Annotated in this window: 9 protein-coding genes, 1 pseudogene and 1 riboswitch; of the genes and pseudogenes, 5 read left to right on the forward strand and 5 right to left on the reverse strand. The window is 54.0% G+C overall.

The annotated features are described in order from the left end of the window. Positions 1–48: 48 nt before the first annotated feature. Positions 49–114: riboswitch (Fluoride riboswitch) on the reverse strand. A 304-nt stretch (positions 115–418) separates the two neighbouring features. Together ASN_RS12520 and ASN_RS12525 are read left to right on the forward strand one after the other, a co-directional pair. After that, positions 419–1,363 (forward strand): DMT family transporter, encoded by a 945-nt coding sequence (locus ASN_RS12520; protein ID WP_058989320.1) that lies wholly within the window; start codon positions 419–421, stop codon positions 1,361–1,363. A 237-nt stretch (positions 1,364–1,600) separates the two neighbouring features. Then, on the forward strand, positions 1,601–2,374 hold the full coding sequence (locus ASN_RS12525; protein ID WP_058988371.1) for a prephenate dehydrogenase: 774 nt from the start codon (positions 1,601–1,603) through the stop codon (positions 2,372–2,374). Positions 2,375–2,796: 422 nt separating this feature from the next. On the opposite strand, the gene ASN_RS12530 is transcribed toward ASN_RS12525, so the two are convergent. From ASN_RS12530 to cobW, 5 genes and pseudogenes are all read right to left on the reverse strand, one after another. Next, positions 2,797–3,564 carry an SDR family NAD(P)-dependent oxidoreductase gene (locus ASN_RS12530; protein ID WP_058988372.1) on the reverse strand — a complete coding sequence of 256 codons (768 nt, stop codon included), beginning with the start codon at positions 3,562–3,564 and terminating at the stop codon, positions 2,797–2,799. A gap of 227 nt (positions 3,565–3,791) precedes the next feature. After that, positions 3,792–5,348 carry a cobyric acid synthase gene (locus ASN_RS12540; protein ID WP_058989321.1) on the reverse strand — a complete coding sequence of 519 codons (1,557 nt, stop codon included), beginning with the start codon at positions 5,346–5,348 and terminating at the stop codon, positions 3,792–3,794. Positions 5,349–5,362: 14 nt separating this feature from the next. Beyond that, a complete protein-coding gene (cobO, locus tag ASN_RS12545; protein ID WP_058988374.1) occupies positions 5,363–5,989 on the reverse strand; it encodes a cob(I)yrinic acid a,c-diamide adenosyltransferase in 627 nt (208 codons plus the stop codon). Between the two features lie 191 nt (positions 5,990–6,180). Then, positions 6,181–6,768, reverse strand: coding sequence for a histidine phosphatase family protein (locus tag ASN_RS12550; RefSeq protein ID WP_039904208.1), 588 nt, complete (start codon positions 6,766–6,768; stop codon positions 6,181–6,183). A 923-nt stretch (positions 6,769–7,691) separates the two neighbouring features. Next, positions 7,692–8,740, reverse strand: a pseudogene (gene cobW, locus ASN_RS12555) (cobalamin biosynthesis protein CobW). Positions 8,741–9,693: 953 nt separating this feature from the next. Between cobW and ASN_RS12565 the strand changes: the two are divergent. The 3 genes from ASN_RS12565 to ASN_RS12575 are packed head-to-tail and all read left to right on the forward strand — an operon-like array spanning position 9,694 to position 15,715. Next, complete coding sequence (locus tag ASN_RS12565; protein WP_058988376.1) at positions 9,694–12,897, forward strand: efflux RND transporter permease subunit; 3,204 nt, start codon at positions 9,694–9,696, stop codon at positions 12,895–12,897. Beyond that, a complete protein-coding gene (locus ASN_RS12570; protein ID WP_058988377.1) occupies positions 12,897–14,096 on the forward strand; it encodes an efflux RND transporter periplasmic adaptor subunit in 1,200 nt (399 codons plus the stop codon). Before ASN_RS12565 ends, ASN_RS12570 begins: the two co-directional genes overlap by 1 nt. Then, complete coding sequence (locus ASN_RS12575; protein WP_058988378.1) at positions 14,093–15,715, forward strand: efflux transporter outer membrane subunit; 1,623 nt, start codon at positions 14,093–14,095, stop codon at positions 15,713–15,715. Before ASN_RS12570 ends, ASN_RS12575 begins: the two co-directional genes overlap by 4 nt. The last annotated feature ends 154 nt before the right edge of the window (positions 15,716–15,869 follow it).

A 15,869-nucleotide genomic window follows, 5' to 3' on the forward strand; every position in this document is an offset into this window, starting at 1 on the left:
CCGTTATGGCGATAGACGCAGCCCAAGGCCCCGGCTTCCACCACGGTTATAACGGCAGGAGTCATCAGCCCCGAGCGGGCGGTTATAAGGGGGAACCCCATCCCCTGTGCCGCGCCTTATAGGGCAGAGAAAGCAAGTGCTCAAGCAAACACGCACCAGAAATCTTCGCCCTCAGCACTGCACTGCTGCCTGCTTGTACCGTCACATAAAAGGCTGCTCAGCCGCCCATCCCGCCAGAACAGTCCTGCCGCAGTCAAAAAACATGTAAAAACAAACTCCTTTTACTTTATGTGTTTTGGGGGTATTGGCCCTCCCCTGCGCAGCGCGTCACCATAAAGGGACGGGCCAGACATCCTGCCTCTTTGGCACCACTGATACGGCTTTTACGGTAATGGACCCCAAAACCCTTTTCTCCGGCATGGCGCTGGCCTTTGGGGCCTATGCCTCTTTCGCAATCAGCGATGCATTCTCCAAACTTCTGGCGGGCATGTTAGACCCGTTTGAAGTGGCATTTTCCGGCGGGATATTCGGCTTTCTGCTTCTTCCTTTTCTTCGGAAGCCGCATGAATCCTATCTGGATATCTTCCGTCCACAGCAGCGGGCCATGTGGCTCCTGCGCGCCTTTTGCGTTTTTCTGGCCACGGCAGCCAGCGTGGAAGCCTTCATGCTGCTACCCATGCCAGAAGCGCTTTCCCTCATGTTTCTGATGCCCCTGTTTGTCACCATTCTTTCTGTTGTGTTGCTGAAAGAAAAAGTAACGGCCTGGGCGTGGCTGGCAGTTGTTCTGGGGTTTGTGGGCGTGCTGATTGTGCTTCGGCCAGGCGTACGCGCGCTTCATCTCGGCCATCTGTGCGCGCTGGTGGCCGCTTTTGCCAACGCAGGCAGCGTGATTGCCTACCGCCTTGCCAGCAAGGAAACCGTGCGCCTGTCCCTGTTTGGTTCCAGCCTAATCGGGCCATTGGTAGGAAACGGCGTGCTTATGGGACTGCACGCCACCTGGCCGCCAACCATGGTCTCCTGGGTCTATCTGTTCGGTTATGGTTTTCTGGCTGCGTTCGGACAATTGCTGATGATGCTCGCAACGGCGCGGGCACCCGCCAACCGCGTTGCCCTGCCCCAATATAGCCAGATGGTCTGGGGGGTTGTGCTCAGCTACGTGGTGTTTCACCAACCGCTGGATGGCTGGACCTTTGTTGGCATCATGGTGCTGACCTTCTCCGGTATGCTCAACTGGGTGCGTCAACGTATCCGGTATGAACGAATGGCCATGAAGGAACGACTGGAGCGGCAGAAAGCTAAAAAAGCTGCCAAACAGGCCGCCAAGCTGGCCAAAAAAGCAGCCGTTTCTGCTCCAAAGCCCTGAATATCCTCCGTTCTGGCAAGGAAACACACCCTGCCCGCCTGTCAGAACGGTTTGACTCCCTCCGCATTTTCCAGCATCCTCCTGCGCATGACAACTTCGGCACACAACAGTGGACTGTATTATTCACCGCGCACATAGCGGTGAATGTTGTCTGTTATTGGTCAACCGCCGCCCTGCCAGCGGTTGACGACGTTTCTCGAACACCCTTGGCTGTTGTTGGCACGCTAAGGAACGTTCATGAGCCCGTCTTTTCCCTTACAGTCTGACGAGCCTGCCACGGTGGGGCTGATCGGTTTTGGCGCCTTCGGGCAATTGGTTGCACGCCATATGACACCGCATGTTCAGGTGCTGGCGTATGACAATAGAAACTCGCTTGAAGACACCGCACAGACACTTGGCGTACGGCTGACTGACCTCACAACCGTTGCCCACTGCCGGATCATCATTCTTGCCATTCCCGTGCAGGCCATGGCCGATGTGCTCACGCACATTGCTCCATTGCTCCGGCCGGATGCTCTGGTGCTTGATGTGGGCTCCGTAAAGGTCAAACCGACTGAGCTGATGCTCCGTCTTCTACCGCCAACTGTCGGCATTATTGGCACGCACCCGCTCTTTGGCCCACAAAGTGCTGGCCAGACAACAACAGGCCTGAAAATCGTGCTGTGCCCGGTGCGCGGGCCGTATCACCGGTTAGCGGCCTTTCTGCGCAAAACTCTGGGCCTGCGGGTTCTTATCTGCACACCGGAAAAACATGATCAGGACATGGCGGTTACGCAGGCCCTTACGCACTGGCTTGCACAGAGCCTGAAGACGCTGGAACCTTTTCCGTCCCATCTCACAACGCGCAGTTTTGATCTGATGCGGGATGCCATGAAGATGGTGGAAAAAGATGCACCGCAGGTTTTTGAAACCATAGAATGCCTTAACCCTTACGCATCCTCCATGCGCAAACATTATCTCGACCTGCTGAGTTCTCTGGACAAGAAACTGGATACACTCACACCCGCATGAAACCAGACTCTGTGCTCCTGCGTGTATGGAGACCAGATGACGAACCGAAAAGCCACTCGACAAGCCAGCGTCAAAACCCAGAAACGAACGTTTGGAGCGGAAAAGACAGATGTGTCATCGCAACATGGAGATACCTAAGCAAACAGACCAACATGATCCGGCGTAAAAAGGCGGTACAATGACAGGTTTTTCAGTCACCCTTTAAGGCAAGTCTGAGCCTGTGCATCAAACGCCTTTTCTGCCTTACCCAGTGGATACGCGTTCTGTGCAGGAGTTGAAGTTGGAAGGCCAGAATATTGTCCATAGCGCGTAGCCGAAGGGCTGAGCCGGTAAGGCTTCATATAGGGCTATAGCCCTGTGGCTCGTTCATTTTAGAGTAAGGCCCGGCACCACATGCTGTAACGCCGGGCATGCCCTGTTCCTTAGTTGTCCATGGTCCGATCAACGGCCAGCCCGGCAGCAGCCTGACATATCGGCATCATTTCCACCATGTTGATGTTTACATGCGGCGGTAACTTCAGCACCCAGGCCACCGTTTCTGCAATGTCTTCCGGCAGAAGGGGTTTGGTGTGCTCATAGACCGCAGCCGCTTTCTGGTTATCGCCCAGACGTACCTGACTGAACTCACTCCCACCACATAGCCCCGGTGCAATGTTGGTCGCCCGCACCTGCTTGCCTAACAGGTCACTGCGCAGATTCCGCATGAACAGGTCAACAAACGCTTTGGTGGCGCCATACACGTTGCTTCCAGGGTAGGGATAGGTCCCCGCGGTGCTCCCCAGCGAGATGACATGACCCGCATTCCGATCCACCATGCCCGGAAGCAAAGCGCGTGTTATTTCCACCAATCCTGTCACATTGGTCGCAATCATCTGCTCCCAGTCTGAGGGTTTGGTTTCCCACGCTTTTTCAAGCCCCAGAGCCAGACCGGCATTGTTCACCAGCACATCCACCTGCTGCCAGCCTTCTGGCAGACTGCCCGGCAGAGCTTTCACCGCGGCAAGGTCTGTCACGTCCAATTTGAAGGGCAACAGGTTTTCACCCGCCTCCTTCGCCAGAGCATCCAGCCGCTCCTGCCGGCGCCCGGTGGCAATCACCCGAAATCCTTCCTTGACCAAGCGCAGTGCAATGGCGTGCCCAAACCCGGCTGTTGCCCCTGTTACCAAGGCCGTTTTAAGCGGATGTGTCATGAATGATCTCCTCCGATTGAAAAGAATGATAATGTGTCAGCTTAGCATTGGTACCCCATGCTGCAATCATCATCTCGTTTTCAGGCCACAAGCTCAGCCAGAGGTACCGAGGGGTTTCCATGGATCTTTCAAACGGTATGAACCCGAAAGAGGCTTGAAAAGCCTTTACCCACCAAGACATAAAAAGGACAGCCTGACGGACAGAAAACTCTTTGCCGATGGGGCCTTTACAGCGTTTGCGCTGCTTCTTGTGCGTTAATTGGTTGGGCCAACGCCAGCACTGCGTCTAGGTCAACATATGTTTCCATATGATCCGCCAAGGCGTCCAGAGCCTGATCTATAGCCGCCCCATGCTTTTCCGGCACGTTCGGGCCATTTGCTCCCCGACCACTTTCATACCACCAGCCCCCGGGCGCAAAGTTCTTTCCGCCAGCACGCGCCAGCAAGGCGAGACGCGCTGTACGGTTTGCAAAGACCCCATGCAGATACGTGCCATAGATCTGCCCATTTGCCGCGACCGCCCCTTCCGGCTGCCCATTCAGGCGCAATAAAGGCCGCTGCCTGTCTGCACCAGATGTCTGGCCCATGTGCATTTCATAACCCGACACTTCCGTTTCCGTGCCTTCTATAAACCCACTGGTTTCCTCCAGCCGTTTGTTCTCACCCAGCACGGTTTCAACATCCAGCAGGCCCAAAGCCGCCACACACTCCGGTTCCCCTTCGGTGCCAGCAGGGTCTGCAATGGTCCGGCCGAGCATCTGATACCCGCCACACACACCCATGACGTGACCACCCCGCGTCACATGGGCCAGAATGTCCTGATCCCATCCTTGGGCCTGCAAAACCGCCAGGTCTGCTATTGTCGCTTTTGATCCGGGCAATAGAACCAGATCACATTCAGGCAAGCGCTCACCCTGTTTTACCGGCAGAAGCATCACCCCTGGCTCCGCTCTCAGGGGATCAAGATCATCAAAATTGGCAATCAACGGCAGAAGTGGCACCGCAATACGCAAGCGGGAAACGCCGTTCTGGCTGATTTCAGCCCTATCTGAGTGCTCTGAAACAAGAGTGCTCATCAGATCAGCCGCATCTTCGGCCGGAAGCGTTCTGACGGCAGGAAGATCCGGTACCAACCCCAGCGGAGCCCATCCCGTGCGCTGAGCAACAAACGCCATGCCATCATGAAACAGCGTGATGTCACCACGCATTCTGTTGACGATAAACCCCTTTATTCTGGCAGCATCCTCCGGAGCCAGCACCACCTGCGTTCCAACCAGACTGGCAATAACACCGCCCCTGTCTATATCGCCTACCAGCACAACAGGTGCATTCACGGCCTGCGCAAAGCCCATATTGGCAATATCGCGCGCGCGCAGATTAACCTCTGATGCAGAGCCCGCACCCTCCACCACGATCAGATCAGCCCGCTCCGCCAGTCTGTAAAAACTCTCCAACACGGCAGGCAGAAGTTTGTCTTTGTGTTTTTGGTAAGCGCGTGCGGCAAGCGTCTCCTGCCTGCGGCCCTGCACAATAAGCTGTGCGCCCGTTTCTCCCTGCGGCTTGAGCAGAACCGGGTTCATGTCCACATCAGGCAGCACACCACAGGCCCGCGCCTGCAATGCCTGCGCACGTCCAATCTCCCCACCATCGGGCGTAACGGCGGCATTGTTGGACATATTCTGGGGCTTGAAGGGCAGAACCCTCAGGCCGCGCCGTGTAAACGCGCGTGCCAGCCCCGCAACCAATGTCGATTTTCCAACGCTTGACCCCGTGCCCTGCACCATCAGAACACGTGCCGTCAAAACTCCACGCCCTGCTGTGCTTTTACGCCATTTTTGAAGTGATGCTTTATCAAGCCCATTTCCGTCACCAGATCGGCAGCCTCCATCATGTCTGCCTTTGCATTCCGGCCCGTTACCATCACATGCTGGCCGGGGGTTCTAGCCGCAATATCTGCCAGAACCTGCGCTATTGGCAGATAATCATACCGCAGCGCCACATTCAGTTCATCCAGCACCACAAGGGCGACATCGGGCCGGGCAAAGGCTTGCCGCGCCACCGCCCAGGCCCGTTCACAGGCCGCAATATCCCGCTCACGATCCTGCGTCTCCCACGTGAACCCCTCGCCCAGAGCATGCCATTCCACCAGATCATCAAACCGTTCCAGCGCGCGGCGTTCACCAGTATCCCACGCGCCCTTGATAAACTGCACCACCACCACCCGCTTCCCGTAGCCCAATGTCCTGAGGGCCATACCAAATGCTGCGGTTGATTTCCCCTTGCCGGGACCGGTGTTGACCATCAACAGCCCCTTTTCCAGGGACTTTGACGCCACTTCCTGATCCTGCACCTTCTTGCGTTTCTGCATTTTTTCACGATGGCGAGCCTGTGCGGTTGCGTCTTGCTCTCGGGGCTGATCTGGCATGGGTCTATGGAATCTCTTTATCTGTTCTTGAAGTTATACATAAATATTCAGAAACGGCCTTGACCACTTATCAGATTGGCCAGAGTAAATCTGAAAGCGCTTCTGGTTCTCACAAAGGCTTTTTGGGCCCGGCCAGCACAGTTATTTTGCCGTCGCCCAATTTCTCTTCCGCTGACTTCACATCTGCCGTCTCATTCTGCCGCACAACTCGCTTCCGCCAAACGGCCCTGCTGCTGCGCCACCATGAACAAACGCGCCGAGCCCTGCGGCATGGAAGGTGACAGCAGTTCCGGCTGCCTGCCTTCCGCCAATGCACTCAGCACCCGTAGCGGCCCCCCGTGCGACAAAACACAGGCCGGTACGCCCGCATCCTTGATATCCTGCCAGAAAGCGCGGGCACGCTGGCTGAGCGCCATGCCACTTTCCCCCCCAGGGGGAGCAAAACGTGCCGGGTCTGCCGCCCATTCGTCAAGCTGAGCCCGGCTGATTTCCTGCCAGTTCATGCCTTCCCATCGGCCAAAATCCAGTTCGGCCAGACGATCATCAATTTTCAGTTCCATACCAGTGGCCGCCGCCAGTTTCTGCGCCATTTCCCGGCACCGCATAGCAGGTGAACTGTATAACACACGGCAGACTGCGCCCTGTGCCAGCACAGCCAACCCTGATGCAAGACCTTCCCACCCGGGACGGAGGGCAACATCCTGCCGTCCGTAACATACCCCTTCCGGCAACAGGACCGGAGCATGCCGAACCAACAAAACAGGGAAAGACTGCGCCATTCTTCTCTCCTTGGGCTTCGGGCCCATCTCGTTCAACCGCTGCCCATAAGTACGTGACTTTATCTTACGGCCCCACACGGCAGGATCATACCCGTTCAGCGCCTGCTTTTTTGGCAAAGCCGATATGAGGCAGAAAGGCGGAACCACACGCAACTGTGTCCTCTCTGTCTCAAAAGGCACCTCTCTTCCACCCCCGAAAGAGCAACACCTTCAGCCTAAGCCATTATGCCTTTGCATGATCACTGATACCGCCATGCCACCCCAACCGCATGCTTCCGACCTTCTTCCCGGTCCCCATAATTGATATTTCTCACGCCATCCAGATAATATCTTTTAGGATTGTACAGTCGTTCGCTACCTTGAAAAAATTCATCGCTTCCCTGACAGAGCCAGCCCGCCAATAAACCTTCATTCTATATGTAGGGTTCGTATCCAGAGAAAATAATCATAAGAATTTTTGCTGTGAGCAGACAATAAAAGGTCAATATCCGAAACATTGTATGAACCATATTAACGTCATTGGCCACAGCCCTCGGATTAGTCATGGTAAAGAATGGCTACAAACGGCTGAATTACGCTTTTTGGGCGTTTATATGGAGTATCGTTATTTTTTGCGCGGAGCTTTTCCTGTTCCGTCGACACAGTCGCACCTATCGAGAAAATCTCTCCCGGCAGGGACGTCCGCCATCACGTTTCCTGCTCTTTGCCTCATAGCCCAACCGAAACTTTCTGAGCATAGAGTATGCTTTGCACATAATGGACCGAATTGAATGTACCATATGTTTTAGTGAAACATTATTTCTTCACTTCTCAAAAATATAGTCACAAACCAACTTCAAAAAGAAAACTTTTTGAAATAAATACATTCCTGAACAAGGACTATTTATTTTCTGTGTACCATTGCCTTACTTTCAGCCTCCATCTTAACCTGCTTCTAACAAGGCTGACCGAAGGGCAGTTTCTTTCAGCCCCTTCTGACCGATCATCACAATACGCCCCATACGGTCGGCTCCGGCCGCCAGGGAACGATCAAACTCGTGCCGAAAAGCGTTCCCACCCCCTGCACCGCCAAGCGTTGGGACTGCCCCCGCACAGCAGCATAGCCTTTGGTCCGCAACACATCATATTTACGCGCCACGTTTTGCAGGAGGGTCAAAAATCCTTCCACACTCAACTGCTCTGGCACCTTGATCACAAAGCTTTCAAAATCATCATGTCCAAAAACAGGATTTTCTACCCCAGTAACAGAAGGTGCATTACCTAAATCAGCCTTTGCTTCTGCTCCCACACCCAACAGAACGGCCGGATCCACTTTACCTTCGGTGGTGCGCAGAATTCTGGCAGAAGGAGGCGCAGCCAGTTTGATGGCTTTTTCTACGGTATCTATTCCTGCTTTATCCAGCAGATCAGTCTTGTTCAGCACAATCAGATCCGCTGCACTTAATTGATCTTCAAAAATAGTCGCTATCGGGTTCTCATGCGCGGAAGGCCCTCCCGCCATGGACATACCGTCCTCACTAGCCGATTTATCTTCAAACCGACCAGATGCCACAGCAAAGGAATCTATAACGGTTACAACCCCATCCACCGTCACCCGGTTACGCACGGTAGGCGCACCAAACGCCCTCAGAAGTGAACGGGGCAGTGCCAGACCGGATGTTTCAATAACAACGTGCTCGGGTGGGTCTGTTCGATTCAAAAGGCTTTCCAGGGCAGGAAGAAAATCGTCCCTTACGGTAGAACACAAACAGCCATTAGGGAGTTCGATACTTTCTTCATCACCACATCCCTCCATGCCGTATTTCCGTAGAAACTCTCCGCCATTGCCAAGCGGCCCACCAGCCTGCACCACAACCGCCACCCGATGCCCCTGCACATTCTGGAGAATATGACGCATCAAGGTGGTTTTACCCGCGCCCAGAAAACCGGTAACGAGAGTGACAGGAACTCGGTGAGACGATGCAACACTCATAATTCAGCCCTGCTCATTGAGTAAAAATAAGGAAAGCCCGAATATCTCTGCCTCACAGCCACATCACCGAAGGGGCTGTAATCCTTCCCACATTATCCCTCAACTCATCGAAAAAACATCAGCGCAAAATTTGCTCTCCTCGAGCGATCAACGTGCGAAGCTCAGGAAAGTTTACAGCAAGATATCATGACATTTCTGCGTCACCGCAGAGGAAGCCTTTTTGAAACTCCGCCCCTTCTCTACGCACTTCAGGCCACCATCTTCAAAGAGAGAGCCAAAGTGAGCCGAAGCAAGTCTGCCCGCACTGTGAAGGTCATCTGATCCAGTATGTAAGGGCCGCTTCAAAAGAAGCCAAAATCAGTCTAGCGCCTCAATCGGGCTGGCGCTCTTTGGTTCTGCCTGAGCCGCGTCTTTTTGCCTGAGCACCTCTGCATGATGGCACAAACCCATTTTTTGCCCCTGCGCCAGTAAAGAGGCTTCCAACCTCAATTCCAGAGTGTTGAGGTAGCCTTTGTCGTCAATGTCCTTCCTCACCCTGGTAGCCAATCGCCACTCCATAGTTCAGAAAACTTCCTGTCCGCTTTTTTTCTTACTTGCAACACTATCAAACAGTTGTGACGGCTCTCTAAAACCAAAAAAAGGTTTTTGAACATTCCAAATGCACGAGAACGAAAAAAGAAGGGGTCAGAGTGTGCCTCCATGCAGGAGCAGCGCAACCGTGTCTCTTTCGCCCTCATGAACTCAGACACTGATAAAGAAAATATAAATAAGCGCGGAGCCGAAAATCCAGAACCTATCGTCTTTCATAAATTCAATTTCATGAAAACTTCTTGTTATTTTTCTTTTTTCATAAAACTCTTTTTAACAGGATAATATTTTTTTTAAAAGATTATTGCATAAGTCCAATTCTATCTTGCGCGGAATTCCACTGATTCCAGCAAGGAAGGAAACGCATGAACGCCATCGTCGTGACGGCGCTGAAGCGACCTTATACATTTGTCGTCCTCTCGCTGCTTATTCTCGCTTTTGGCGTACTGTCCCTTTTTCAGGCGCCGACTGATGTGTTTCCCAATATCCGGATTCCCGTTGTGTCCGTGGTATGGACTTATGGCGGGATGCTGCCTGAAGAGTTTGCTGGCCGTATCACCTACAATTATGAACTGGCCGTAACCTCCACAGTGGAGGGCATCGAACATATGGAAAGCAGCTCCTATTACGGCAGGAGCATTGTCAACATCTACTTCCAGCCGGGCACGGATATTGGTGAAGCTGAGGCGGAAGTAACCGCCATTTCACAAACTGTTATCAAACAGCTTCCTGATAACATACCTGCCCCCATGGTCATGCGGCTGGAAGCATCTTCCGTGCCTGTGCTGGCGCTTCAGATTACCTCGGAAAAACAGACACCGTCTGATCTGTATAAAATTGCCATGACACGCATCCGCCCCATTCTGGTGACCGTACCGGGGGCCGTTCTGCCACATCCTTACGGTGGCATGGATAGTTTTATCATGGTGGCGCTTAACCAGAAGCAGCTACAGGCCCATCATCTATCCGCCATGGATGTGCAGAACGCCTTGCGCAAGCAGAATATTGTTCTGCCCGCCGGGGATCAGAAAATTGCCACGACGGACTGGATGGTGCAGACCAACGCCACCCCGCGCTCCATGAAGGAACTGGGAGACATTCCCGTAAAACGTGTGGGGAATGCGGTTATTTACGTGCATGATGTTGCACAGGTTTACCGTGGCGGGCACCCACAGACAAACCTTGTTCTGGTCAAAGGCCGGCAGGGGGTGGAAGTAGTAGTCATGAAAAGCGGTGATGCCTCCACGCTGGATGTCGTGGCACGCACCAAGGAACTCCTCCCACGCATTCAGAAACTTGTTCCACCAGATGTGCATATTTCCATATTGAGTGATGCCTCGATTTTCGTGAAAGACGCCATTCAGGATGTGGTGCGGGAAATGGCAACCGCAGCCGTTCTGACCGGCCTTGTGGTGCTTCTGTTTTTGGGTTCGTGGCGGTCCACGCTCATTATCGCAACATCCATACCGCTGGCTATTCTGACCGCCATTATCTGCCTTCTGATGGCTGGTCAGACCATCAACGTCATGACTCTGGGCGGCTTGGCTCTGGCCGTGGGGATTCTGGTGGATGATGCCACGGTGATGATCGAAAACATTGATACGCACCTTGAAGAAGGGAAAGAACTGGAACCTGCCATTATTGATGCAGCCAACCAGATTGTTATTCCCACGCTGGTCTCAACCCTGTGTATCTGCATTGTGTGGACACCCCTTTTCCGCCTGAGTGGCGTGGCAGGATGGCTGTTCATGCCCATGGCGGAAGCCATTGTTTTCGCCATGCTGGCCTCCTTCATTCTCTCCCGGACTCTGGTGCCAACCATGGCCAAATATCTGCTGGCCGGACAGGTGCATCCCGGCTTGCATAGTGATGAACATCTGGCGTTACCGAAAGGTGTTCTGGGGCGTTTCCAGAACAAATTCGAACATAGCTTTCATAATTTCCGCATAAGTTACGGGAGACTTCTGGAACGGATTATTGTGCGGCGTGGCTTGTTTGCGGCCTGTTTTCTGGGCGCATCCGTGCTTTCTCTGGGCCTGTTCCTTATGGCGGGACAGGATTTCTTTCCCGAAGTCAAATCCGGCACGATGCAGATGCACATGCGCACACCGCTGGGTATGCGCATTGAAACAACGGGGCGCATCGTCGCTCTGGTGGATGACAGGATTGAGCAGATTCTGCCCGGAAAAGTCTCGGGTATTATCAATAACTGTGGCTTGCCGGAAGGCCCGCATAATCAGGCATTTATTCCTACTCCATCCATTGGCACGCAGGATTGTGACCTCACCATCTCCCTCAAGGATGAAACGTCGCCTGTCTGGAATTATCGCAAACTGCTGCGTACGGATCTTTCTGCCAGATTTCCAGGCTCTGTCTTCACCTTTCAGCCTGCTGACCTGACTGAAAAGATTCTGAATTTTGGGTCTCCTGCTCCCATTGATATTCAGGTCTCTGGCCCGGATATTCGTGACAATTACCAATACGCACGTCTGTTGGTAAACAAACTGCGTGCCATTCCCGGCGCGGTGGATGTAGTTGTTCAGCAAACCATGAAAACGCCCACGTTGTTTGTGCAGGGCAACCGCACCTTCGGGCAGGCGACCGGCATGACGGAAGCTGATATTGCCAATAATGAACTGATGACTCTTTCAGGCAGCCAGACGGTTGATCCGCAATACTGGCTGGACCCCAAAAGCGGCATTACCTTCCCACTGAATGTCTATGTCTCGCAGGACCAGCTCACACACTACAATGATCTACTGACCATTCCGGTTGATAAAGGAGATAATGACCCCAAGGGCACAGACATGCAGCTTCTTGGCAGCATCAGCACCATTACGCCAACCGGCACACCGGGGCAGGTTTCACACTACAATTCCATGCCGGAAATTGATGTTTATGTTTCAACAGAAGGCACGGACCTTGGCTCCGTTCTGGCCCGTGTCAAGAAAACTGTTGCTGACAGCAAGGCTGATCTTCCCTCAACCGCTGCTGTGGATATCCGCGGTCAGGCCGTTACCATGCATGGCGCCTATGTGGAACTGATAGCAGGGTTAGTGGTCTCCATTGTGCTGATCTACATGCTGATTGTGATCAATTTTCAGTCCTGGCTTGATCCTTTCATCATTATCTCCGCACTTCCCGGTGCCCTTGCTGGCATTGCCTGGAGCCTGTTCCTGACCCAGACCCGTCTTTCCGTTCCGGCGCTGACAGGGGCCATCATGTGCATGGGCACGGCCACCGCCAACTCCATTCTGGTGGTCTCTTTTGCCAAGGAGCGTCTGGCCCTGCATGGCAACGCGCTTTCTGCCGCCGTAGAAGCTGGCTTTGGCCGCATCCGTCCTGTGATCATGACCGCATCCGCCATGGTGATTGGTATGGTGCCCATGGCGACCAGCAATTCACAAAACGCACCTTTGGGCAAAGCGGTGATTGGTGGACTTATTTTTGCAACAGTCTCCACTCTGCTGTTTGTTCCCTGTGTTTACGCAATTTTTCACAATACCTCTCACACCAAACCCCGCCGCCCGACAGATACGGGCCACGAGAACGGGAAGGAGGCTGCATAATGTCCACCCTTACCAAAAAACGTCTTTTTGTCGGCGCCCTGCTCTGCACTCTGGTTGTGTATGTCGGCTATCTGGAAATCCAGCATCTGCACAATGAAGTTGCGCTGCAAGCGGATGCCACACACGCCAGCGTGCCGGATGTTGCTGTTGTGCAGCCCAAACCTGCCCCACCCACGTTGTCCATGACACTGCCGGGTAATATCAGCGCATGGTACGAAGCCCCCATTTATGCGCAGGTCTCAGGCTATGTGAAAATGTGGTATAAGGACTACGGTGCCCCGGTCAAAAAAGGGGATATTCTGGCTGAAATCAACGCCCCCGGGCTGGACGCACAATATGCTCAGGCCAAAGCGGACCTTCAGGTAGCGCAGGCCAAATACGGGCTGGCAACCGTTACGGCTGACCGCTGGCGGTCCATGGGGAAATCACAGGCTGTTTCAGGACAATCCGTGTCTGTGCAGAACGCCAATGAACAATCCGCCCGCGCTGCGCTAGAAGCAGCACAGCACAATGTGGACCATTATGATGCGTTGGAAAAATTCAAAACCATCATAGCGCCCTTTGATGGTGTTGTGACCGCCAGAAACATCAGCGTTGGGGACTATGTTGCGGCGGGCGGGGGGAACCTGAACGCCAACGGCACAGCCAGCGAACTCTTTACCGTGGCGGACACACACGAAATGCGGCTTTTTGTCTCGGTGCCAGAAGTGTTTTCCTACGTTCTGAAACCGGGTTTGAAAGCACGTGTCACCGTGCCGCAGTACCCTAATCAGGTTGTTACGGCCAGTTTCCTGACCATTGCCAAAGGGTATGATCCCAATACCCGCACGGCAGTAACGGAATTTACCATTGATAACGCAGACCAGAAACTCTGGCCTGGCACCTTTGCTTCTGTCGCTCTTTCCGCACCGGCGGAAGGGGGCATTTACACCATTCCCACAGGGGCGCTGGTTTTTGAAGAAAAGGGTATGCAGGTGGTCACGGTCGATGCGCAAAACAAGGCGCATTACAAGGCAATTACCGTGGGCCGTATGTCTGATGCCTATACGGAAGTGGATGCTGGCCTGAGCCCGCAGGATCGCATCATCAACAACCCTCCTGCTGATCTTCTGGAAGGAGAAAGTGTTCGGCTCAGCGTGCCGGAAAAAGGCTACCTGGCAACGGCGGACAGCCAGACCGATGGGGATGATGACGAATGAGCAAGCACATCCTTCTGAAAGGCACGACCCTTGCCGCGCTGACAGTCCTGAGCGCCTGTGATCTGGCCCCCACCTATCAGGCTCCGCATTTTATTGTGCCGGCCTCATGGCATGGGCAAGGATTGTTTCGGGAAGCCCAGCCGCAGGATACAGTCCTGCGGTCTGACTGGTGGACCCTGTTTGCGGACCCCACCCTGACAACGCTGGAAACACAGGCCACGGAGAGCAATGCGGACCTTCAGGCCGCCGCTGAACGTTTTATTCAGGCCCGCGCCATTGTTATGGAAGCACGGTCTGATCTGTTACCCCATTTTGCGCTGGCATTCGGGTCAAGCGATAATAAGAGTTCAGCGGACAGGCTCTTCCGATACAAAGGTCCTATCACTGCAACTGATGAATATTATGGCGGTCTGGCAAGCTGGGAACCTGATATCTGGTCCGCTATTCGTAACCGTGTGCGGGCGCAGAAATATTATGCACAGGAACAGGCCGCCCAATACGCAGCGGCGCGCCTGAGCCTTCAGGCCGAAGTGGCAACAGATTATTTTGCCCTCCGTGGATTGGATGCACAGAACGCAATTTATAGCCAGTCCATCAGCTATTATCAGCAGGCGCTGCATGTGACCCAGACCCGGCTTGATAATCAGGACGCTACGGGCATTGATGTCGCCCGCGCCAAAAACCAGCTTTACATGACACAGGCTCGCCAGCTTGACGTACAGGCACAACGTGAAGTGCTGGAACATGCCTTGGCCGTACTGGTTAATGCCTCCCCTTCCTCTTTCCATATTCCTGCTGTTGCGCAGCAGGACGATGCTGAACCGACTGTGCCGTTAGGCCTCCCCTCTGAACTGTTGCAAAGGCGACCGGATATTGCCGTTTCTGAACGCGAAATGGCGCAGGCAAACCGTACAATCGGCATTGCCCGTGCAGCATTTTATCCCCACGTTTCCTTCAACGCCAACGGGGGCTTTGATGGCAACGGCTTTGATCTGGCCAATCTGGCAAACAGCATGTGGTCTTATGGCGCTTCAGCGACCATGCCACTGTTTGAAGGGGGCTTACGGCGTGCGCAATTGCAGCGCTCCTGGTCCGCTTACCGTGAAACGCGCGACCACTACCGCATGACGGTGCTCTCGGCCTTCAGAGATGTGGAAAACGGCCTCTCCCTGACGGCGCGACTACGAGCAGAAAATGTACGGCTGAAACAGGCGGTTGATGCTGCAATGCAGTCTCAGACCCTGACCATGACTCTTTATAAAGGGGGTGCTGACGGATATCTGGATGCCCTGATTGCCCAGGTCAACACGCTTGATGCCCGGATTGAGCAGGCCCAGATTCAGGCGCGCGCACTTCAGGCATCAGTCGGTCTGGTGCGGGCATTGGGAGGCGGATGGCAAGACAAGCTTCTCCCCACGCCCAACCAGACCATGACCTTTACCGGCTTCCAGTACGAAGGGTTACGGCACCCCACTCCGGCAGGCGGCATCGATATCCCTGCCAGCCCGGAACAATATGAAAATCTGGACCGAGCCGGGCCATCCACTTCCTCGCCACAATCCTACGACACTGGTATTGATCCGGGAGAGAACAGTCCCTCTGCTGCCAAAAAGAACTGACGCCTCCCCAGCCCATCGCTCTGAAGATGGAGGGATCGAAGAACCGTCAATTGATGTGCGTGGCCCGTGATTTCTGGCTTTTGGCGATTTGATTGACGGTTTTTGCGATGGCATCCGGTCTGCGTTTTGAGCAGATTGGGCGCTGTTATCCGCT

Origin of the sequence: Acetobacter senegalensis (assembly GCF_001499615.1) — a bacterium.
Classification (GTDB): Bacteria; Pseudomonadota; Alphaproteobacteria; order Acetobacterales; family Acetobacteraceae; genus Acetobacter; species Acetobacter senegalensis.

Excerpts from the sequence above, each read along its gene's own strand:
- ASN_RS12520 (WP_058989320.1), top strand. The coding sequence starts at position 419 with ATGGCGCTGGCCTTTGGGGCCTATGCCTCTTTCGCAATCAGCGATGCA.
- ASN_RS12525 (WP_058988371.1), top strand. The coding sequence starts at position 1,601 with ATGAGCCCGTCTTTTCCCTTACAGTCTGACGAGCCTGCCACGGTGGGG.
- ASN_RS12530 (WP_058988372.1), bottom strand. The coding sequence starts at position 3,564 with ATGACACATCCGCTTAAAACGGCCTTGGTAACAGGGGCAACAGCCGGG.
- ASN_RS12540 (WP_058989321.1), bottom strand. The coding sequence starts at position 5,348 with ATGGTGCAGGGCACGGGGTCAAGCGTTGGAAAATCGACATTGGTTGCG.
- cobO (WP_058988374.1), bottom strand. The coding sequence starts at position 5,989 with ATGCCAGATCAGCCCCGAGAGCAAGACGCAACCGCACAGGCTCGCCAT.
- ASN_RS12550 (WP_039904208.1), bottom strand. The coding sequence starts at position 6,768 with ATGGCGCAGTCTTTCCCTGTTTTGTTGGTTCGGCATGCTCCGGTCCTG.
- ASN_RS12565 (WP_058988376.1), top strand. The coding sequence starts at position 9,694 with ATGAACGCCATCGTCGTGACGGCGCTGAAGCGACCTTATACATTTGTC.
- ASN_RS12570 (WP_058988377.1), top strand. The coding sequence starts at position 12,897 with ATGTCCACCCTTACCAAAAAACGTCTTTTTGTCGGCGCCCTGCTCTGC.
- ASN_RS12575 (WP_058988378.1), top strand. The coding sequence starts at position 14,093 with ATGAGCAAGCACATCCTTCTGAAAGGCACGACCCTTGCCGCGCTGACA.